The following is a 19,066-nucleotide window of genomic DNA, read 5'->3' on the forward strand; positions in this document are numbered from 1 at the left end:
ACAGAAAGACGATCCAAGCGACTCCTTAGATTTTTCCGCTCATAAGCTCATTCGAAAAAGTTATTTATTTTCGAATTCTTAGATCATTTAGTCTCCTTTCACGCCGACTCTCGGTCGCCTGACAAGGAGCTTCCCGATGAAACTGCATTTCCCTCTTCGCCTGCTGGCGGCCGCCTCTCTAGCGGCAGCGAGCTTCTTTGCCCAGGCGGCTGATGTGACTGTCGCCTACCAGACCACCGTTGACCCGGCCAAAGTCGCCCAGGCCGATGGCGCCTATGAAAAAGCCACCAAGGCCGACATCAGCTGGCGCAAATTCGATAACGGTGCCGACATCATCGCCGCCATCGCCTCCGGTGACGTGCAGATCGGCTACCTCGGTTCCAGCCCCCTGACGGCGGCCATTACCCGCAAAGTCCCGGTGGAAACCTTCCTGATCGCCACCCAGATCGGCGCCGCCGAAGCGCTGGTGGCCCGTGACGGTTCCGGGATCAAGACCCCGCAAGACCTGATCGGCAAGAAAATCGCCGTGCCATTCGTTTCCACCGGCCACTACAGCCTGCTGGCCGCTCTGAAGCACTGGAACATCGACCCCTCGAAAGTCACCGTCCTCAACCTCGCCCCGCCCGCCATCATCGCTGCATGGAAACGTGGTGACATCGATGCCACCTACGTGTGGGACCCGGCCCTGGGCGTCGCCAAGGAAAACGGCAAAGTGCTGATCACCTCCGGCGAACTGGCCAAGTTCGGCGCGCCGACCTTCGATGCCTGGATCGTGCGTAAGGACTTCGCCGAGAAGCACCCGGAAATCGTCACCGCGTTCGCCAAAGTGACCCTGGACGCCTACGCCGACTACCGCAAAGACCCGAAAGCCTGGCTGGCCAATCAAGGCAATGTCGACAAGCTTGTAAAACTGTCTGGCGCCAAGGCCAGCGATATTCCGCTGCTGCTGCAAGGCAACGTCTATCCACTGGCGGCTGATCAGGTCATCACCCTGGGGGCGCCGACCACCAAGGCCATCACCGACACCGCCGCGTTCCTCAAGGAACAAGGCAAGGTCGAGGCTGTGCTGCCGGACTACGCACCCTACGTCAGCACCAAGTTCATCACCAACTGATCGGGAGTTCATCGCCATGGCCTTGCTACAGCTGGAGCGCATCAGCGCACAGTACCCTGGCAGCCCGGAACCGGTGCTGGCGGATATTTCCCTGAGCCTGGGGCCCCGGCAATTGCTGGTTGCCCTCGGCCCGTCCGGCAGTGGCAAGACTTCGCTGTTGAACCTGATTGCCGGTTTCGTCGAACCCAGCGCCGGGCGCATCACCCTCGACGGCGTGCCCGTCAAAGGCCCGAGTGCCGAACGCGGCGTGGTGTTCCAGGACGACGCTCTGCTGCCCTGGCAGGACGTGCTGGCCAACGTCGGCTTCGGCCTGGAACTGGCCGGCATTCCTCGGGACAAACGCGAAATCCGCGCCCGGGAAATGCTCGCGCTGGTAGACCTTTCCGGATTTGAACACCGCCGCATCTGGCAACTGTCCGGTGGGCAGAAGCAGCGCGTCGGCCTGGCCCGCGCCCTCGCTGCCGACCCACGGGTTCTATTGATGGACGAACCCTTTGGCGCCCTCGATGCGTTCACCCGCGAGCAGATGCAGGAACTGCTGCTGCAAGTCTGGCGGCGCACGGCCAAACCGGTGTTCCTGATTACCCACGACATCGAAGAAGCCGTGTTCCTCGCCACCGACCTGATTCTGCTGGCGCCCAATCCGGGGCAAATCGTCGAACGCCTGAGCCTGGACTTCGGCCAGCGTTACGCGGCCGGCGAGTCGGCACGGGCGATCAAATCCGACCCGCGCTTTATCGAAACCCGCGAACACGTGCTCGCCAGAGTCTTCTCCCAACGCAGCGCCGCCCAGCGGCAGGAGCGCGCATGAGCAGCTATGAAATTCCGGCCGTTGCGATAAAACCCGGCGCTTCGGTGATTCCGGTTCGTCGCACTTTGAGCACTCGCTGGATCAGCGTGCTGACGCTGATCGCCCTCGTGGTCCTCTGGTGGGCCGTTACCGCGACCGGTTTGATTGAACCCTTGTTCCTGCCACCACCGTCCGCCGTCCTGCAAAAAGGCTGGTTGCTGGCCACCAGCGGCTACATGGATTCGACCCTGTGGCAGCACCTGGGCGCGAGCCTCAGCCGCATCGGCCTGGGCCTGGGCTTCGCGGTGCTGAGCGCCGTACCGGTTGGCATCGCCATCGGTCACAACCGCATCGCTCGCGGCGTTCTCGATCCGCTGATCGAGTTCTACCGCCCGATTCCACCGCTGGCCTATCTGCCGCTGATCGTGATCTGGTGCGGCATCGGCGAGCTGTCGAAAGTGCTGTTGATCTACCTGGCCATTTTCGCCCCGATCGCCATTGCCAGCGCGACCGGTGTACGCACGGTCGACCCGGCGAAATTGCGCGCCGCGCAGTCGTTGGGCGCGACCCGTGCGCAGTTGATTCGCCATGTGATTCTGCCCAGCGCGCTGCCGGATATTTTGACCGGTGTGCGCATTGGTCTGGGTGTGGGCTGGTCGACACTGGTCGCCGCCGAATTGATCGCCGCCACCAGCGGCCTGGGTTTCATGGTGCAGTCGGCCGCGCAGTTCCTGGTCACCGATGTGGTGGTCCTGGGGATTCTGGTGATCGCGCTGATCGCCTTTGCCATGGAGATGGGCTTGCGCGCCCTGCAACGCAAACTGGTGCCATGGCACGGCCAGGCTCACTAAAAATTGCCATGTGAAAAACCTGTGGGAGCAAGCTCCCACAGGAGTCAACACTCAGAGTTGAAGAGAACCATCATGAGCCACCTGACCATCACCCCACTAAGCTCCGCCCTCGGCGCGCAGATCAGCGGCGTCGACATCAGCCAGCCACTGAACCTGGAACAGCGCGACGCCATCGAGCAAGCGTTGCTCAAACATCAGGTGCTGTTCTTCCGCGACCAACCGATCACGCCCCAGCAGCAAGCGCGTTTCGCGGCCAATTTCGGTGATCTGCACATTCACCCGATCTACCCGAACGTGCCGGAACAACCGGAAGTGCTGATCCTCGACACCGCCGTCACCGACGTGCGCGACAACGCAATCTGGCACACCGACGTGACCTTCCTGCCCACCCCGGCGATGGGCGCGGTGCTCAGCGCCAAGCTGCTGCCGGAGTTCGGCGGCGACACCCTGTGGGCCAGCGGGATTGCGGCGTACGAAGCCTTGTCGGCGCCGGTGAAAGCCTTGCTCGAAGGGCTGACCGCCACCCACGACTTCACCCGTTCGTTCCCGCTGGAGCGCTACGGCAATACGCCAGAAGCGTTGGCCCAATGGGAAGAAGCACGGCGCAAGAATCCACCGCTGTCGCACCCGGTGATCCGTACCCATCCGGTGAGCGGGCGCCGTTCGTTGTTCGTCAATGAAGGGTTCACGTCGAAGATCAACGAGCTGTCGGAAACCGAAAGCGAGGCGATTCTGAAGTTCCTGTTCGCCCACGCCACCCGGCCGGAATTCACCATTCGCTGGCGCTGGCAGAAAGACGACATCGCGTTCTGGGATAACCGCGTGACACAACATTACGCGGTGGATGATTACCGGCCGGCGCGGCGGGTGATGCAGCGGGCCACGGTGTTGGGGGATGTGCCGTTTTTTCGCTGAACTCCAAGTGCAGTGTTGATTGTCCCGGCCCCATCGCGAGCAGGCTCGCTCCCACACTGGTTCTGTGTTGACCAAAATTTTGCGGTCAACCGCCAGCCCTGTGGGAGCGAGCCTGCTCGCGATAAGGACGGAGCAGACGCCAGAAGACCTAGCTGACGGTTACTCAGCCGTCGAAGGCTTCTCCCAAAGATTGATCCCACCCTCCTGGGCAAACCGGTCGATCTCCGCCAGCTCCTGCTCACTGAAACTCAAATTCTTCAACGCCCCGACGTTCTCGATAATCTGCTCCGGCCGGCTCGCACCGATCAGCGCCGAGGTTACGCGCGGGTCGCGCAGGGTCCAGGCCAGGGCCAGTTGCGCCAGACTTTGACCGCGACGCTTGGCGATCTCGTTAAGCGCACGCACGTGGGCAATGTTGGCCTCGGACAGGTGCGAAGCCTGCAACGAAGCGCCGCCAGGACGATTGACCCGTGCATCCGCCGGCACGCCATTGAGGTACTTGTCGGTCAGCAAACCCTGGGCCAGTGGCGTGAACGCAATCACACCCGTGCCAAGTTCGTCGGTGGTATCGAGCAGATCTTTTTCCACCCAGCGATTGAGCAGGTTGTAGGCCGGTTGATGGATCAGCAGCGGGACTTTCCACTCTTTGAGCAGCGCTGCCATTTCGCGGGTCTTCACCCCGGAATAGGACGAAATGCCGATGTACAGCGCCTTGCCCTGTTGCACCGCGGTGGCCAGCGCGCTCGCAGTTTCCTCCAGCGGGGTGTCCGGGTCGAAACGGTGGGAATAGAAAATATCCACGTAATCCACGCCCAGGCGCTGCAGGCTCTGGTCGAGGCTGGCCAGCACGTATTTGCGTGAACCGCCGCCCTGACCGTAAGGGCCGGGCCACATGTCCCAACCGGCCTTGCTGGAGATGATCAGCTCATCGCGGTATTGCTTGAAGTCCTCGCGCAGCAAACGCCCGAAGTTGATCTCGGCGCTGCCGTAGGGCGGGCCGTAGTTGTTGGCCAGGTCGAAATGGTTGATGCCCAGGTCAAACGCGGTGCGCAACAACGCACGCTGGGTATCGATCGGCGTGCTGTCGCCGAAGTTGTGCCACAGGCCCAGGGACAGCGCCGGCAGCACCAGCCCGCTGCGGCCCACGCGGCGGTAAGGAATGGAGTCGTAGCGGTTTTCGGCAGCGGTGTAAGTCATCGAATCCTCTCTTGTCTGTCTTGAATCTGGTATCGACTGCTTCGCCAGTCGCCCAGCATACGCTTAGACAAACGCCAGAAAAGCCCGGCGTCGACCAATTGCTGAAACGTTTCACAGAATTCATCGTTTGATCTTCATCCGGCCCGCGCAAACACCTCCCCCAAACACCGGCATCGGTGACGGTGGTGTGTCATTGAGGAATTTCATCCCGGGTGAATGGGCAGATCCTGCGGGTCAAGGGTGGGTTGGTTTAAGGCCGGGCCCGCCTGACCTATGCTCAGTAGTGGTATTGATGACTTGGCTTGCACTGACACCGTCGTGACCCCAATCGCGAGCAGGCTCGCTCACACAGGGATCGCGGTGATCTTTGTGGGCGCGAGCTTGCTCGCGATCGCGGTTTGTCGGGCATTGCTCATCTATCGGATGGAACACAGACCATGCACACCACCATCATCATCACCTTCGGCCTGATCCTCCTGGCGCTGATGCTGTTCATCGGCGAGAAAATCGGCTTCACCCGCCAGACCCTGGCCTATGGCTTTGTCGCGCTGTGGCTGGCGCTCACATTGATCAATTCCGCGGTCGGCATGGTTCACGCCGGTCAGCCATTGAGCACCGAAGTGGTGGTCGGCACCGTGGTGTTCAGCGTCCCGGTGGCGGCGCTGGTGCTGTTCATGGTGCTGACCAGCGAAACCTGATCCCCCGATCAACGCACCAGATGCAGGAACTGCATGTGCCGCTCGTACTGATCAAGGATGTCGTTGATGATCTGCTCCTTGGTGTACCCCACCAGATCGTAGTTCTGACTGCCCTCGCTCAAATGCACTTCGGCCCGATAATAACGACGGTTGTTGAGCTCCTTGGAGCCCATGCCGCCGCGGGCAAATGACGGCGTGAAGTAGCCACGCATCTGCACCTGATAGATAAACGGATGCTCGTCACCGTGACCGATTTCCAGGCTGATGTTGTCATTGGCCGGGTCCGGCTGTGTGATGACCTTCAGGCCCTTTTCGACGAACACCGCCGAGACTTCTTCAATGGCCGGGCGCACCGTCGAATCGAGGAAGCGATAGACCTCGTCCCGCGACGGGAAATGCACCGCCTGACTCAAGCGCTGACGCCAGCCGCCGCGCCGCGAGCCGGACACCGGTGCCAGGGAATGCAACTGCGCGATCTGCTTTTGCGACTCCAGGTAAAACGCTTTGTGCAGCCCCCACATCATCAACAGCAGAATCAGCGAGAACGGCAGCGAAGTCAGCACCACCGCCGACTTCAGCGCATCGATGCTGCCGGAGAACAGCAGCGCACTGGTCACCAGCGCCGTCATCGCGCCCCAAAACACCCGCAGCCATTTCGGCCCGTCTTCGTCCGGATTGCCGCCCTTGGCGGACAGCGTCGACAACACCACCGTGCCGGAGTCGGCCGAAGTCACGAAGAACACAAAACTGATGAACACCGTGACCGCAATCACGGTTTTGCTCCACGGGTAGGTTTCCAGCAGCAGGTAGAGGGTCATCGACGGGTTATCAATGGCCGACATGCCCAGCGCACTCATGCCGTGGTTGAGCACTTGATCGATGGCGCTGTTGCCGAAGATCGACATCCACGCCAGGGTGAAACCGAGCGGGATCAGCAGCACACCGAAGACGAATTCGCGGATGGTGCGGCCGCGGGAAATCCGCGCGATGAACAGGCCCACGAACGGCGACCAGGCAATCCACCAGGCCCAGTAGAACACCGTCCAGCCGCCGAGCCAGTCGCTGGGTTTGTCATAGGCGTACAGGTCAAAACTCTTCATCGGCAAGGCGCCGAGGTAGTCACCGAGGTTCTGGATCAGGGTATTGAGCAGGTGCTGCGTCGGGCCGGCGAACAACACGAACAGCAGCAACGCGCAGGCCAGCAGCATGTTGATGTCGGACATGACCCGCACCCCCTTATCGACGCCGGACACGGCAACGATGATCGCCGCCCCCATCATCAGGGTGATCAGGCCGACCTGAATCCACTGGGTGTGGGCGATGCCGAACAGGTAGTCCAGGCCCGAGTTGAGGTGCAGCACACCAAAGCCCATGTCCGCACCGAGACCGAACACCGTGGCGATGATGCCGAAGCCATCCACCGCGTAGCCGATCGGCCCGTTGATGCGCTTGCCAATCAGCGGATACAGCGCCGAACGCAAGGCCAGCGGCAGGTTATGGCGGTAGGCGAAATACGCCAGCGCCATGCCGACGAAAGCGAACACACCCCAGCCGTGCAGGCCCCAGTGCAGAAACAGAATCTGCATCGCCTGACGCGCCGCGTCCGCCGTGCCGGCCTCGCCTTGGGGCGGTTGCAGCATGTGGGTCAGCGGTTCGGACACACAGAAGAAAAACAGGGTGATGCTGATGCCGGCGGCGAACAACATGCCGGCCCAGGACAGGTAGCTGAACTCGGGCTCGTCGTGGTCGGCACCGAGCTTGATCTTGCCGTAGCCGGACAAGGCGGTGACCACCACGAAGACCAGATACAGCGTCATCGCCAGCATGTAGTACCAGCCGACCGTATTGGCCGCCCAGTTTTGCGCCGCCAGCAACCAGGCACCGGCCTGTTCGGGCAAGGCGATGACCACGACGCCGAACAGCAGAATGAAACTCGCCGCAAAGTAGAACACCGGCGGATTCATGCGGACCAGGCCGCTTGGAGGGAGGGACGATGCACTCATGAACGGTGCACCTCGAAGGGGTAAAACGTGGCTGTAGAAATCAGACTCAGCAAAGGCAAGCCTCCTGTTGTGAGCGGGCGGCGAACCACCGGTTTAACTTGAATGAACGTTCAATTTAAACATGGATAGGGTGCTAAGGACTAATCGCAGGGCTCGGCGGTCGTTTTCCTGTGCCAGTTCAAGGGAGGGTATGAGGCAGGATTAAATCAAAGCCGTTAGCTCGATTCGGCATGAAATCCAATCGCGAGCAAGCTCGCTCCCACCGTGGATCTTCAGTGAACACCATGACTGTGAACACCCGAAAATCCTGTGGGAGCGAGCTTGCTCGCGATGAGGGCCTGTCAGTCAGCCAGGATTTCTGGAATTACTTCTGCGCCCCATCATCATGCTGCAGATTCGCCTGGGTCAGGTTGCTGCCCGCCGGCACGCTGCGGGTCAGCCAGACGTTGCCGCCAATGGTCGAACCCTTGCCAATGGTGATCCGCCCCAGAATCGTCGCGCCGGCATAGATCACCACGTCATCCTCGACAATCGGGTGACGCGGCTGGCCCTTCTGCAATTGACCGTCTTCGTCCGCCGGGAAGCGCTTGGCGCCCAGGGTCACGGCCTGATAGATCCGCACGCGCTCGCCAATGATGGCGGTCTCGCCGATCACCACGCCTGTCCCGTGGTCGATGAAAAAACTGCGGCCAATCTGCGCGCCGGGGTGAATGTCGATGCCGGTGGCCGAGTGGGCGATTTCCGCGCTGATCCGCGCCAGCAACGGCAAACCGGCGCGATACAAATGGTGAGCCAGGCGATGGTGGATCACCGCCAGAATCCCCGGATAGCACAGCAATACTTCATCGACGCTGCGTGCCGCCGGGTCACCGTGATAGGCCGCCAGAACATCGGTATCGAGCAGGCTGCGCAACCCCGGCAACGCGAGGGCGAAGTCCTGGATGATCTGGATAGTCCTGGCCTCGACCTCGGTATCGACCTTGGCGCTGTGGCGCGCGGCGTAGCGCAATTCGAGCCGCGCCTGAGCCAGCAAGGCATTCAGTGCGACATCGAGGGTGTGTCCGACGTAGAAGTCTTCGCTTTCCTCGCGCAGGTCCACCGGCCCCAGGCGCATGGGAAACAGCGCACCGCACAAGGCTTCGAGAATCTCCGCCATGGCCGCGCGGGACGGCAATTCGCGCCCTCCCTGCTCGGTGCTGGCACGGCCGTTTTGCGCGCGCCACTGGTCACGTGCCGTGCGCAGCTGGCTGACGATGCTCTGCAATTGCCAATGGCTGGAACGCTCACTCACGGTAAAAACTCCTCACGGGCGGCCGGACAGTCTGGCCGCGTCAAAGGCAAATACTTTACGGCAAGGGCCGTGAGCCAAATTAAGAACCAATTGTGCTGTGTTAAGCACTGTTGGCTATAAGCGATTGGTGGTTGGCGGTTGCCGCTTCAAATAGGCGTGCCTATAGTCCACACATCTCCCACCGCCAGTACGGAACCATGTTCAATCAAGAGCCGATCAAACAACAGCTTGCCCGCTTTAACCGTCTCGACCTGCTCGGTCAGCCCACCGCCCTGGAAAAGCTCGAACGCCTGTCGACCTGGCTGGGCCGCGACGTGTACGTCAAACGCGATGACCTGACACCGCTGGCCATGGGCGGCAACAAGCTGCGCAAACTCGAGTACCTGGCCGCCGATGCCCTGGCGCAAGGTGCCGACACCTTGATCACCGCTGGCGCGATTCAGTCCAACCATGTGCGCCAGACGGCCGCCATTGCCGCCAAACTGGGCCTTGGCTGTGTAGCGCTGCTGGAAAACCCCCTCGGCACCGACGACGCCAACTATCTCGGCAATGGCAATCGGCTGTTGCTGGACCTGTTCGATGCCAAGGTCGAGCTGGTGGAAAACCTCGACAATGCCGACGAGCAATTGCATGCCCTCGCCGCTCGCTTGCGCAGCAACGGCAAAAAGCCGTATCTGGTGCCGATTGGCGGCTCCAATGCGCTGGGCGCCCTGGGGTATGTGCGTGCCGGGTTGGAACTGGCGGAACAGATCAAGGACACCGGCCTGAATTTCGCCGCCGTGGTGTTGGCCTCGGGCAGCGCCGGAACCCACAGCGGCCTGGCATTGGCCTTGAGCGAAGCACTGCCGGATTTGCCAGTCATTGGCGTCACGGTGTCCCGTAGCGATGAGGACCAGCGGCCGAAGGTACAGGGCCTGGCCGAGCGCACCGCCGAGTTGCTGGGTGTAAGCCTGCCGAAGAGTTTCAAGGTCGAGTTGTGGGACGAGTATTTCGCGCCACGCTACGGCGAACCCAATGCCGGGACTCTGGCGGCGGTGAAGCTGGTGGCGAGTCAGGAAGGCCTGCTGCTGGACCCGGTCTACACCGGCAAGGCGATGGCCGGGTTGCTTGATGGCATCGGTCGTCAACGCTTCGATGAAGGCCCGATCATCTTCCTGCACACCGGTGGGGCGCCGGCGTTGTTTGCCTACAAGGATTATCTGTAACTGCACTGGAGCCGTTTCGCTGGAAAGCCAGCTCGTACAGGTGCAACGCGAACTCTGTAGGCGCTGGCCAGCGAAAGCGAGAGCCACCAAGACATATACTAATAACGCATAACAAAAATAGAATTTATTATTTTCTAATCTAATAACGCCATCATATAGTCATACCTTAGGCAAATTTGCTGCAAGACGCATACGCTGCTTTAGGGCAGGATATCGCAGTCGTTCAAATCCCGAATTTGCCAACTTTCCTAAAGCGTCTTCCATAAGAAAACACAGGGGCTTGTCATGAATTTTTCCGCACTACGTCGAAATCTGCTGGTAGGTTCGCTGGGCCTGGCGCTGGGCGTCGGTCTGCTGGGACAAGCGGTTGCCGGTGAGCAACTGCAAAAAATCAAGGACGCTGGCGTGATCAACGTCGGCCTGGAAGGCACCTACCCGCCGTTCAGTTTCGTCGACGCCGACGGCAAACTGACCGGCTTCGAAGTCGAGTTCTCCGAAGCCCTGGCCAAAGAGCTGGGCGTGAAGGTCAAACTGCAACCGACCAAATGGGACGGCATCCTCGCGGCGCTGGAATCCAAGCGTCTGGACGCGGTGATCAACCAGGTGACCATCTCCGAAGAGCGCAAGAAGAAGTATGACTTCTCCGAGCCTTACACCGTTTCCGGGATTCAGGCGCTGACGCTGACCAAGAACAAGGACACCATCAAGACCGCCGCCGACCTGGCCGGCAAGAAAGTCGGCGTAGGCCTGGGCACCAACTACGAAGCGTGGGTGAAAGAGAATGTGCCCAAGGCTGACGTCCGCACCTACGAAGATGACCCAACCAAGTTCCAGGACCTGCGTGTCGGCCGTATCGACGCCATCCTGATCGACCGCCTCGCCGCGCTGGAATACGCCAAGAAAGCCAAGGACACTTCTGCCGCCGGTGAAGCGTTCTCCCGTCAGGAAGCCGGCATTGCCCTGCGCAAAGGCGAGCCTGAGCTGTTGGCCGCTGTGAACAAAGCCATCGACAAGCTGCGCGCCGACGGCACGCTGAAAAAGCTTTCGGAAAAATACTTCAGCGCTGACGTCACTCAATAATGGAAGAAGCTTTTCAACTCGCACTGGACTCCCTGCCCTTCCTGCTCAAGGGGGCCTACTACACGGTCATCTTGAGCCTGGGCGGGATGTTCTTCGGCCTGGTGATGGGCTTCGGCCTGGCCCTGATGCGCCTGTCGCGCTTCAAACTGGTGAGCTGGATCGCCCGCATCTACGTGTCGTTCTTTCGCGGCACGCCGTTGCTGGTGCAACTGTTCGTGATCTATTACGGCTTGCCGCAATTGGGCATGGAACTCGATCCGCTGCCGGCAGCCCTGATCGGCTTCTCGCTGAACATGGCCGCCTACGCCTGTGAAATCCTGCGTGCCGCGATCAGCTCTATTGAGCGCGGCCAATGGGAAGCGGCTGCCAGTATCGGCATGACCCGTGCGCAGACCCTGCGCCGGGCCATCCTGCCGCAGGCGATGCGCACCGCATTGCCGCCGCTGGGCAACAGTTTCATTTCGCTGGTCAAGGACACCGCCCTGGCAGCCACCATCCAGGTGCCGGAGCTGTTCCGTCAGGCTCAGCTGATCACCGCCCGTACCTTCGAAGTGTTCACCATGTATCTGGCCGCCGCGCTGATCTACTGGATTCTGGCCACGGTGCTGTCGCACCTGCAGAACCAGTTGGAAGCCCGGGTCAATCGGCACGACCAGGAGTCCTGACCCCATGATTGTCGTAGAAAAACTGACAAAGCAGTTCAAGGGTCAAGTCGTGCTCAACGGCATCGATCTGCAAGTGAAGGAAGGTGAGGTCGTGGCGATCATCGGGCCGAGCGGCTCGGGCAAGACCACGTTCCTGCGCTGCCTGAACTTCCTGGAAGAACCCACCAGCGGCCGGATCAAGGTCGGCGACATCGAGATCGATACCAGCCGCCCGTTGAACCAGCAGCAGAGCCTGGTGCGCCGCTTGCGCCAGCACGTGGGCTTCGTGTTCCAGAACTTCAACCTGTTCCCCCATCGCACCGCCCTGGAAAACGTCATCGAAGGCCCGATCATCGTCAAGAAGATCCCGCACGCCGACGCCGTTGCCCTGGGTAAAAAGCTGTTGGCCAGGGTCGGCCTGGCGGGCAAGGAAGACGCCTACCCGCGCCGCCTCTCGGGCGGTCAGCAACAGCGTGTGGCGATTGCCCGTGCGCTGGCGATGGAACCTGAAGTGATCCTGTTCGACGAACCGACCTCAGCGCTGGACCCGGAGCTGGTAGGCGAAGTGCTTTCGACTATTCGCAGCCTGGCTGAGGAAAAACGCACCATGGTCATCGTCACCCACGAAATGGGCTTTGCCCGCGACGTGGCCAATCGTGTGGTGTTTTTCGACAAGGGCGTGATCGTCGAACAAGGCGAAGCGAAGGCGCTGTTTGCCAATCCGAAGCAAGAGCGCACCAAACAGTTTCTCAGCAAGTTCCTGAATAACGCTCACAACTAAATCCCCTCGCAACAATTGCAAACTTCCATGGATGGAAGTTTCACCCCCTATCAAAACCCCTTTCACACATAATTAAGCAACACACACAATAAGCATCTTTTTGTCAGAGCACACGGTACATATTTATATCCTGCAACAAACACATAACGTCTCCAGGCCGCTCGCCGCCACCCCACACTATCGCCAAAAACCCAAGCATTGCTGGCCCTCATGGTCAATGTCGACGCACCTATAGCGTTTATTAACTTCACTACGTAGGAACTTTCTGAATAACAGCGGATTTTGTATTCGAGCAACTAACGCTATTGACACTTATTCAAGCGAACTCGTATCTAGTCTCCCACCGGCGTCAATCATCACGCGCACTCATTATTTCCACTCAAAGTAATGAACGGTCTTGCTGCTCGACATTAAAGTTTCCGGTTTTCCAGAAACGGACCTCGTTGCAAGACTCCAAGGAGACTCTATGACAAGCACCTCGAACAAAACCGGACTGGCGGCCCCGACCCTGGCGCAATCCCACAAAACCGGCATCAACATCACTTCCGCCGCGCACCTGCTGATCGAGGTGCCCGCCTACGCCACGATGGACGAAGGCGACCTGATCGAACTGTTCTGGAACCACTGCTACGTCGCCTCCCGCGTGCTGACCGCCACTGACGTCGGCCATCCCGTTCAACTGCGCGTGCCCGAGAGCTTCATCGACAATGGCACCTCGCGCATCCACTACCGGGTCATGCAGGTGGGCCGGGGCCCGGCGCTGTCTGCCGCCAGATCCGTACAGATCAAACTCGATTGCCCCGGTGGCCAGCCCTCGGCCCTGTGTGGCGATGAAAACCAGAGCCTGGCACCGGTCAGCATCCCCGAGACGATCCGCCGCCAGGGGGTCAATCCGAACCAGGTCAAACGCGGTGTGCCGTTAACCATCGAGCCGTACCTGAACATGGCCGCCGACGATGAAATCACCCTGCGCTGGGGTGACGTGCGCATGGACCTGCCCCGGGTCAAGACCAGCGATGTTGGTCAACCGATCCAGGTCTGGGTGCCGCCTGCGATCATCCTCGAAGGCGGCGAAGACCTGCGCCTGGAAGTGACGTACTGCATCCTCGACCGCGTGGGCAACAACTCGCGCTGGGCGCCGGCGCGAACGCTGAAGATTGGCGGTGCCAACCCTTACCTCAAAGTCCCGAAGAAAGCCCCCCTCAAAGCAGCCGAAGCCCGCAGGCGATGAGACATTTGCGCCTTGCGCGGCGCTTTTTCTACAGGAGCAAGGCGTGTCCGCGATGGCGATCCAATGGGCGCTATCGCGGGCACGCCTTGCTCCTGCAAAAAGCCAAATCCAGCCTTGAACTGTTGCCCCGGAAACAACTGTTGCCCCATGAACAGTGGGCGATGACACACTTCTATCTATATTCCTAAAAGTTAGTTCATAACTTATTTATAAAAGCTTAGGGTATATAGACCGGACCACCGGACATTCTTGTTTTCGTTCGCCGCACCCCGCGGCGCTTCCATGAGATGTGAGGTAGGTATGGTCCGGAACACAATCACCCCAGTGCAGATCGCCAGGGCATTGCGTGCAGCCAAGGAGTGGCGTTGATGTCCAGTCTGGCAGAAGCAATTGTCCAGAGTGATCTGGACGTCGCCCCGCTGTTGTTGCCCGCGCAGGTCTTGCGCAACGACGCACAAGCGATCAAGGCGGCCCATGAGCTGGCGCAAGTCGCCCGCCTGCAAGCGGCCAAACGCGACCAGCAGCGCAAGCTGCCGTGGTCGGAAGTCGAACAGTTCACCCGCAGCGGCCTGGGCAGCATCGCCATCCCGCGCGAGTACGGTGGCCCACAGGTTTCGTTCGTCACGTTGGCCGAGGTGTTCGCGATCATTTCCGCGGCAGACCCGGCGCTCGGGCAGATCCCGCAGAACCAGTTCGGCATCCTCAACCTGGTGTCCGGCAGCGCCACCGAAGTGCAGAAAAAACTGCTCTTCAAAAGCGTGCTCGACGGCTGGCGCATCGGCAATGCCGGCCCTGAACGCGGCAACAAAAACACCCTGGAGCTCAAGGCGCGCATCACCGCCGATGGCGATGGCTATGTCCTCAACGGGCAGAAGTTCTACTCCACGGGCGCGCTGTTCGCGCACTGGGTCGCGGTCAAGGCGCTCAATGACGACGGCAAGCAAGTGCTGGCCTTCGTGCGTCGCGGCACGCCGGGCTTGCGCATCGTCGACGACTGGTCCGGTTTCGGCCAGCGCACCACCGCCAGCGGCACCCTTTTGCTCAACAACGTGCGGGTCGACACCGAGCTGGTGGTGGACAACTGGAAAATCAATGAAAAGCCCAACACCCAAGGCGCCGTCTCGCAACTGATCCAGGCCGCCATCGACGCCGGTATCGCCCGTGGCGCCATCGACGACGCCATCGAATTCGTGAAAACCCGTGCCCGGCCATGGATCGACGCCAAGGTCGACCGGGCCAGCGATGACCTCTACGTGATCGCCGACATCGGCAAACTGAAAATCGAATTGCACGCCGCCGAAGCCCTGCTGCGCAAGGCCGGGCAGGTGCTCGATCAGGTCAGCGCCGCGCCGCTCACCGCCGAGTCCGCCGCCCGCGCCTCGATTGCCGTGGCCGAAGCCAAAGTGCTGACCACCGAAATTTCGCTGCTGGCCAGCGAGAAGCTGTTCGAACTGGCCGGCAGCCGCGCCACCCTCGCCGAGTTCAACCTCGATCGCCACTGGCGCAACGCCCGGGTGCACACCCTGCACGACCCGGTGCGCTGGAAATATCACGCCGTCGGCAGCTATCACCTGAACGGCACATTGCCCGCTCGCCATTCCTGGATTTAACGACCAGAACACTTTTCACCAGAGCTCTGGAGAACCACATGACCCTTTCTCAACATGTCGCGGTCATCACCAGCGATGAGCAAGCCCTGATTGTCGCCAGCGACCTGGCCGAAGATTTCAAACGCGACAGCGCCCTGCGCGACCGTGAACGCCGTTTGCCACACCCGGAACTGGAAGTGTTTTCCCGCTCGGGCCTGTGGGGCATCAGCGTGCCCAAAGAGTACGGCGGCGCCGGGGTTTCCAACGTCACCCTGGCCAACGTCATCGCCCTGATCGCCCGGGCGGACGGCTCGCTGGGGCAGATCCCGCAGAACCATTTCTACGCCCTCGAAGTGCTGCGCGTGAACGGCAGCCCCGAGCAGAAAAAACGCCTGTACGCCGAAGTGCTGGCCGGTCAGCGCTTTGGCAATGCCCTCGCCGAACTGGGCACCAAAACCGCCCATGACCGCGTCACCCGCCTGACCCGCGATGGCGACGGCTATCGCATCAACGGCCGCAAGTTCTACTCAACCGGGGCCATTTACGCCCAACGCATTCCGACCTCCGTTGTGGACGAAAACGGCGTGCAGCAACTGGCGTTCGTCCCGCGCAACAGCCAGGGCCTGACCGTGATCGACGACTGGAGCGGCTTCGGCCAGCGCACCACCGGCAGCGGCTCGGTGGTGTTCGAAGACGTGTTTGTCGCCGCCGAAGACGTGATTCCGTTCCAGAGTGCCTTCGAGCGCCCGACACCGGTTGGCCCGCTGGCGCAGATTCTCCACGCCGCCATCGACACCGGCATCGCCCGCGCCGCCTATGAAGATGCGCTGCACTTCGTGCGCACCAAAACCCGGCCGTGGATCGACGCCACCCACGAAAAAGCCACCGATGACCCGCTGACGATCAAGAGCTTCGGCCACTTGAGCATTCGCCTGCACGCTGCCGAGGCCCTGCTGGAACGCGCCGGTGAACGCCTCGACCAGGCCCAGGCCGACACTAACGCCGAGACCGTCGCCGCCGCATCGATTGCCGTCGCCGAAGCCCGCGCCCTCAGCACCGAAATTTCCCTGGCCGCAGGCAGCACCCTGTTCGAACTGGCCGGCAGCCAGGCCACCCTGGCCGAACACGGCCTGGATCGCCACTGGCGCAACGCGCGCGTGCACACCCTGCACGACCCGGTGCGCTGGAAGTACCACGCAGTGGGCAACTACTACCTCAATGATGAAAACCCGCCACTGCGGGGGACTATCTGATGGCCAGGAAAAAGATCCTGCTCAACGCGTTCAACATGAACTGCATCGGGCACATCAACCATGGTTTGTGGACCCATCCCCGGGACACCTCGACCCAATACAAAACCATCGAATACTGGACCGAACTGGCGCAGTTGCTGGAACGCGGGCTGTTCGACGGCTTGTTCATCGCCGACATAGTCGGCGTCTACGACGTCTACCAGCAGTCCGTGGACGTACCGCTGAAAGAGTCGATCCAGCTGCCGGTCAACGACCCGCTGCTGCTGGTCTCGGCCATGGCCGCCGTGACCAGAAACCTCGGCTTCGGCCTCACCGCCAACCTCACCTACGAACCGCCGTACCTGTTCGCCCGGCGCATGTCGACCCTGGATCACCTGAGCCGTGGCCGGGTGGGCTGGAACATCGTCACCGGCTACCTCGACAGCGCCGCCAAAGCCATGGGCCTGAACGAACAGGTCGAGCATGACCGCCGCTACGACCAGGCCGACGAATACCTGGAGGTGCTCTACAAGCTCTGGGAAGGCAGCTGGGAAAACGGCGCCGTACTCAACGATCCGCAACAACGGATTTATGCGCAGCCCGAGAAAGTGCACAAGGTCGAGCACAAGGGCGAGTTCTATCAGGTCGAGGGGTATCACCTCTGCGAGCCGTCGCCGCAACGCACGCCGGTGCTGTTCCAGGCCGGCAGCTCCGATCGCGGCTTGCTGTTCGCCGGGCGCCATGCCGAATGCGTGTTCATCAGCGGCCAGAACAAACCGTCGACCAAAGTGCAGGTGGACAAGGTCCGCGCCAGCGCCGTCGAAGCCGGGCGCAACCCTGAGGACATCAAGGTGTTCATGGGCCTGAACGTGATCGTCGGCGAAACCGAAGAACTGGCCTGGAAGAAGCACGCCGAGTACCTGAGCTACGCCAGCGCCGAAGCCGGGGTGGCGCATTTTTCCGCGTCCACCGGCATCGATTTTTCCGAGTACGCCATCGACGAACCGATCCAGTACGTGAAAAGCAACGCGATCCAGTCGGCCACCAAAAACCTGCAAAACAACGACTGGACCCGACGCAAATTGCTCGAACAACACGCCCTGGGCGGCCGCTACATCACCCTGGTCGGTTCACCGCAGCAAGTGGCGGATGAGCTGGAATCGTGGATCGCCGAAACCGGGCTGGACGGCTTCAACCTGACGCGGATCGTCACGCCGGAAAGCTATGTGGATTTCATCGATCTGGTGATCCCCGAGCTGCAACGGCGAGGCTCGTACAAGACCGCCTACGACAACGGCAGCCTGCGCGGAAAGCTGTTTCATGGTGAGGCGCATTTGCCTGAGCAACATACGGGCGCAGCCTACCGACGCTAAAAGCATCGCTGGCAAGCCAGCTCCCACAGGGTTTTGTGAACATCACAGATCCACTGAGGGAGCCAGCGCGAAAAGCTGTTTCACGGTGAGGCGTATTTGCCTGAGAAACATACGGGCTCTGCTTACCGCCGTTAAAAGCATCGCTGGCAAGCCAGCTCCCACAGGGTTTTGTGAACGCCACACACCCACTGTGGGAGCTGGCTTGCCAGCGATGAGGCCCTGATTAACACCCAAAATTCATGCCCTGACTGGAAAAACCAACATGACCAAAAACCACCTCTCTAACCCAGTCAAAGCACTGGCCCTGGCCCTCGGCCTGTTCAGCTCTGCGGTGTTCGCCGCCGACGCACCGTTGAAAATCGGCACCACCGCCGCCTTCGCCATTCCCCTGGAAGCGGCGGTCGAAGAAGCCGGCAAACAAGGCCTGAAAGTCGAGCTGGTGGAGTTCACCGACTGGATCGCCCCCAACGTCAGCCTCGCGGCCGGCGACATCGACGTGAACTACTTCCAGCACATCCCGTTCCTGGAAAACGCCAAGGCCGCCTCCGGTTTTGACCTGGTGCCATTCGCGCCGGGGATCATCAACAACGTCGGCCTCTACTCGAAAAAATACAAAAGCTTCGATGAGCTGCCCGAAGGCGCCAGCGTGGCCATCGCCAACGACCCGATCAACAGCGGTCGTGGCTTGCAGCTGCTGGCCAAGGCCGGCTTGATCACCCTCAAGCCGGGCGTCGGCTACAAGGCCACCGAAGAAGACATCATCGCCAACCCGAAGAAAATCAGGATTCTTCAAGTCGAAGCCGTGCAGCTGGTGCGCGCCTATGACGACGCCGATCTGGTCCAGGGTTACCCGGCCTACATTCGCCTGTCGAAGACCTTCGATGCCAGTTCCGCCCTGCTGTTCGACGGCCTCGATCACAAGGAATACGTGATCCAGTTCGTGATCCAGCCCAAGAGCAAAACCGACCCGCGCCTGATCAAGTTCGTCGACATCTACCAGCACTCGCCCGCCGTGCGCGCGGCCCTGGATAAAGCCCACGGCAAGCTCTACCAAGCCGGTTGGGAGAGCTGA

17 protein-coding genes are annotated in these 19,066 nt (G+C 60.9%); 14 read left to right on the forward strand and 3 right to left on the reverse strand.

All coding sequences use genetic code 11. The features are described from left to right. Positions 1 to 136: 136 nt before the first annotated feature. The 4 genes from tauA to tauD all read left to right on the forward strand — a co-directional run bounded on the left by tauA (position 137) and on the right by tauD (position 3,670). A complete protein-coding gene (gene tauA / locus ACVWYU_RS07545) occupies positions 137 to 1,114 on the forward strand; it encodes a taurine ABC transporter substrate-binding protein (protein WP_457372346.1) in 978 nt (325 codons plus the stop codon). Between the two features lie 16 nt (positions 1,115 to 1,130). Continuing rightward, positions 1,131 to 1,925 carry a taurine ABC transporter ATP-binding subunit gene (gene tauB, locus ACVWYU_RS07550; RefSeq protein WP_090327851.1) on the forward strand — a complete coding sequence of 265 codons (795 nt, stop codon included), beginning with the start codon at positions 1,131 to 1,133 and terminating at the stop codon, positions 1,923 to 1,925. Further along, positions 1,922 to 2,755: a taurine ABC transporter permease TauC gene (gene tauC, locus ACVWYU_RS07555; RefSeq protein WP_457372347.1), complete on the forward strand. Its 834-nt coding sequence runs from the start codon at positions 1,922 to 1,924 to the stop codon at positions 2,753 to 2,755. The genes tauB and tauC overlap by 4 nt, the downstream gene beginning before the upstream one ends. A 72-nt stretch (positions 2,756 to 2,827) precedes the next feature. Then, positions 2,828 to 3,670 carry a taurine dioxygenase gene (gene tauD / locus ACVWYU_RS07560; protein WP_090327846.1) on the forward strand — a complete coding sequence of 281 codons (843 nt, stop codon included), beginning with the start codon at positions 2,828 to 2,830 and terminating at the stop codon, positions 3,668 to 3,670. Positions 3,671 to 3,829: 159 nt separating this feature from the next. Here the strand turns inward: tauD and mgrA are convergent, their stop codons facing one another. Next, a complete protein-coding gene (gene mgrA, locus ACVWYU_RS07565; RefSeq protein WP_090327844.1) occupies positions 3,830 to 4,867 on the reverse strand; it encodes an L-glyceraldehyde 3-phosphate reductase in 1,038 nt (345 codons plus the stop codon). 437 nt (positions 4,868 to 5,304) lie between these two features. On the opposite strand from mgrA, the gene ACVWYU_RS07570 reads away from it, so the two are divergent. Further along, a complete protein-coding gene (locus tag ACVWYU_RS07570; protein ID WP_090327842.1) occupies positions 5,305 to 5,565 on the forward strand; it encodes a hypothetical protein in 261 nt (86 codons plus the stop codon). An 8-nt stretch (positions 5,566 to 5,573) separates the two neighbouring features. Here the strand turns inward: ACVWYU_RS07570 and betT are convergent, their stop codons facing one another. Next, positions 5,574 to 7,529 (reverse strand): choline transporter BetT, encoded by a 1,956-nt coding sequence (gene betT, locus ACVWYU_RS07575; protein ID WP_457372398.1) that lies wholly within the window; start codon positions 7,527 to 7,529, stop codon positions 5,574 to 5,576. A gap of 403 nt (positions 7,530 to 7,932) precedes the next feature. Further along, positions 7,933 to 8,859, reverse strand: coding sequence for a serine O-acetyltransferase EpsC (gene epsC / locus ACVWYU_RS07580; RefSeq protein WP_090327837.1), 927 nt, complete (start codon positions 8,857 to 8,859; stop codon positions 7,933 to 7,935). Positions 8,860 to 9,056: 197 nt separating this feature from the next. Between epsC and ACVWYU_RS07585 the strand changes: the two genes are divergently transcribed. From ACVWYU_RS07585 to ACVWYU_RS07625, 9 genes are all read left to right on the forward strand, one after another. Then, on the forward strand, positions 9,057 to 10,064 hold the full coding sequence (locus tag ACVWYU_RS07585) for a D-cysteine desulfhydrase (protein WP_247256708.1): 1,008 nt from the start codon (positions 9,057 to 9,059) through the stop codon (positions 10,062 to 10,064). Between the two features lie 285 nt (positions 10,065 to 10,349). Further along, positions 10,350 to 11,144 (forward strand): cystine ABC transporter substrate-binding protein, encoded by a 795-nt coding sequence (tcyJ, locus tag ACVWYU_RS07590; protein WP_090327831.1) that lies wholly within the window; start codon positions 10,350 to 10,352, stop codon positions 11,142 to 11,144. Continuing rightward, positions 11,144 to 11,809, forward strand: coding sequence for a cystine ABC transporter permease (tcyL, locus tag ACVWYU_RS07595; RefSeq protein WP_090327828.1), 666 nt, complete (start codon positions 11,144 to 11,146; stop codon positions 11,807 to 11,809). The genes tcyJ and tcyL overlap by 1 nt, the downstream gene beginning before the upstream one ends. Positions 11,810 to 11,813: 4 nt before the next feature. After that, positions 11,814 to 12,569: an L-cystine ABC transporter ATP-binding protein TcyN gene (gene tcyN / locus ACVWYU_RS07600; protein WP_390958111.1), complete on the forward strand. Its 756-nt coding sequence runs from the start codon at positions 11,814 to 11,816 to the stop codon at positions 12,567 to 12,569. A gap of 466 nt (positions 12,570 to 13,035) precedes the next feature. Continuing rightward, positions 13,036 to 13,800, forward strand: coding sequence for a hypothetical protein (locus ACVWYU_RS07605; RefSeq protein ID WP_457372348.1), 765 nt, complete (start codon positions 13,036 to 13,038; stop codon positions 13,798 to 13,800). Positions 13,801 to 14,168: 368 nt separating this feature from the next. After that, on the forward strand, positions 14,169 to 15,410 hold the full coding sequence (locus tag ACVWYU_RS07610; protein ID WP_457372349.1) for an SfnB family sulfur acquisition oxidoreductase: 1,242 nt from the start codon (positions 14,169 to 14,171) through the stop codon (positions 15,408 to 15,410). A gap of 38 nt (positions 15,411 to 15,448) precedes the next feature. Next, complete coding sequence (locus ACVWYU_RS07615; RefSeq protein ID WP_457372350.1) at positions 15,449 to 16,642, forward strand: SfnB family sulfur acquisition oxidoreductase; 1,194 nt, start codon at positions 15,449 to 15,451, stop codon at positions 16,640 to 16,642. Then, positions 16,642 to 17,994: an LLM class flavin-dependent oxidoreductase gene (locus tag ACVWYU_RS07620; protein ID WP_457372351.1), complete on the forward strand. Its 1,353-nt coding sequence runs from the start codon at positions 16,642 to 16,644 to the stop codon at positions 17,992 to 17,994. Before ACVWYU_RS07615 ends, ACVWYU_RS07620 begins: the two co-directional genes overlap by 1 nt. A 262-nt stretch (positions 17,995 to 18,256) precedes the next feature. Next, entirely contained in the window at positions 18,257 to 19,066 is an 810-nt protein-coding gene (locus ACVWYU_RS07625) for a MetQ/NlpA family ABC transporter substrate-binding protein (RefSeq protein ID WP_457372352.1), read from the forward strand.

The organism is Pseudomonas sp. TE12234 (genome assembly GCF_054061835.1).

Bases quoted from the DNA above. Each gene is read 5' to 3' on its own strand.
- tauA (WP_457372346.1), top strand. From the start codon at position 137: ATGAAACTGCATTTCCCTCTTCGCCTGCTGGCGGCCGCCTCTCTAGCG.
- tauB (WP_090327851.1), top strand. From the start codon at position 1,131: ATGGCCTTGCTACAGCTGGAGCGCATCAGCGCACAGTACCCTGGCAGC.
- tauC (WP_457372347.1), top strand. From the start codon at position 1,922: ATGAGCAGCTATGAAATTCCGGCCGTTGCGATAAAACCCGGCGCTTCG.
- tauD (WP_090327846.1), top strand. From the start codon at position 2,828: ATGAGCCACCTGACCATCACCCCACTAAGCTCCGCCCTCGGCGCGCAG.
- mgrA (WP_090327844.1), bottom strand. From the start codon at position 4,867: ATGACTTACACCGCTGCCGAAAACCGCTACGACTCCATTCCTTACCGC.
- ACVWYU_RS07570 (WP_090327842.1), top strand. From the start codon at position 5,305: ATGCACACCACCATCATCATCACCTTCGGCCTGATCCTCCTGGCGCTG.
- betT (WP_457372398.1), bottom strand. From the start codon at position 7,529: ATGAATCCGCCGGTGTTCTACTTTGCGGCGAGTTTCATTCTGCTGTTC.
- ACVWYU_RS07585 (WP_247256708.1), top strand. From the start codon at position 9,057: ATGTTCAATCAAGAGCCGATCAAACAACAGCTTGCCCGCTTTAACCGT.
- tcyJ (WP_090327831.1), top strand. From the start codon at position 10,350: ATGAATTTTTCCGCACTACGTCGAAATCTGCTGGTAGGTTCGCTGGGC.
- tcyL (WP_090327828.1), top strand. From the start codon at position 11,144: ATGGAAGAAGCTTTTCAACTCGCACTGGACTCCCTGCCCTTCCTGCTC.
- tcyN (WP_390958111.1), top strand. From the start codon at position 11,814: ATGATTGTCGTAGAAAAACTGACAAAGCAGTTCAAGGGTCAAGTCGTG.
- ACVWYU_RS07605 (WP_457372348.1), top strand. From the start codon at position 13,036: ATGACAAGCACCTCGAACAAAACCGGACTGGCGGCCCCGACCCTGGCG.
- ACVWYU_RS07610 (WP_457372349.1), top strand. From the start codon at position 14,169: ATGTCCAGTCTGGCAGAAGCAATTGTCCAGAGTGATCTGGACGTCGCC.
- ACVWYU_RS07615 (WP_457372350.1), top strand. From the start codon at position 15,449: ATGACCCTTTCTCAACATGTCGCGGTCATCACCAGCGATGAGCAAGCC.
- ACVWYU_RS07620 (WP_457372351.1), top strand. From the start codon at position 16,642: ATGGCCAGGAAAAAGATCCTGCTCAACGCGTTCAACATGAACTGCATC.
- ACVWYU_RS07625 (WP_457372352.1), top strand. From the start codon at position 18,257: ATGACCAAAAACCACCTCTCTAACCCAGTCAAAGCACTGGCCCTGGCC.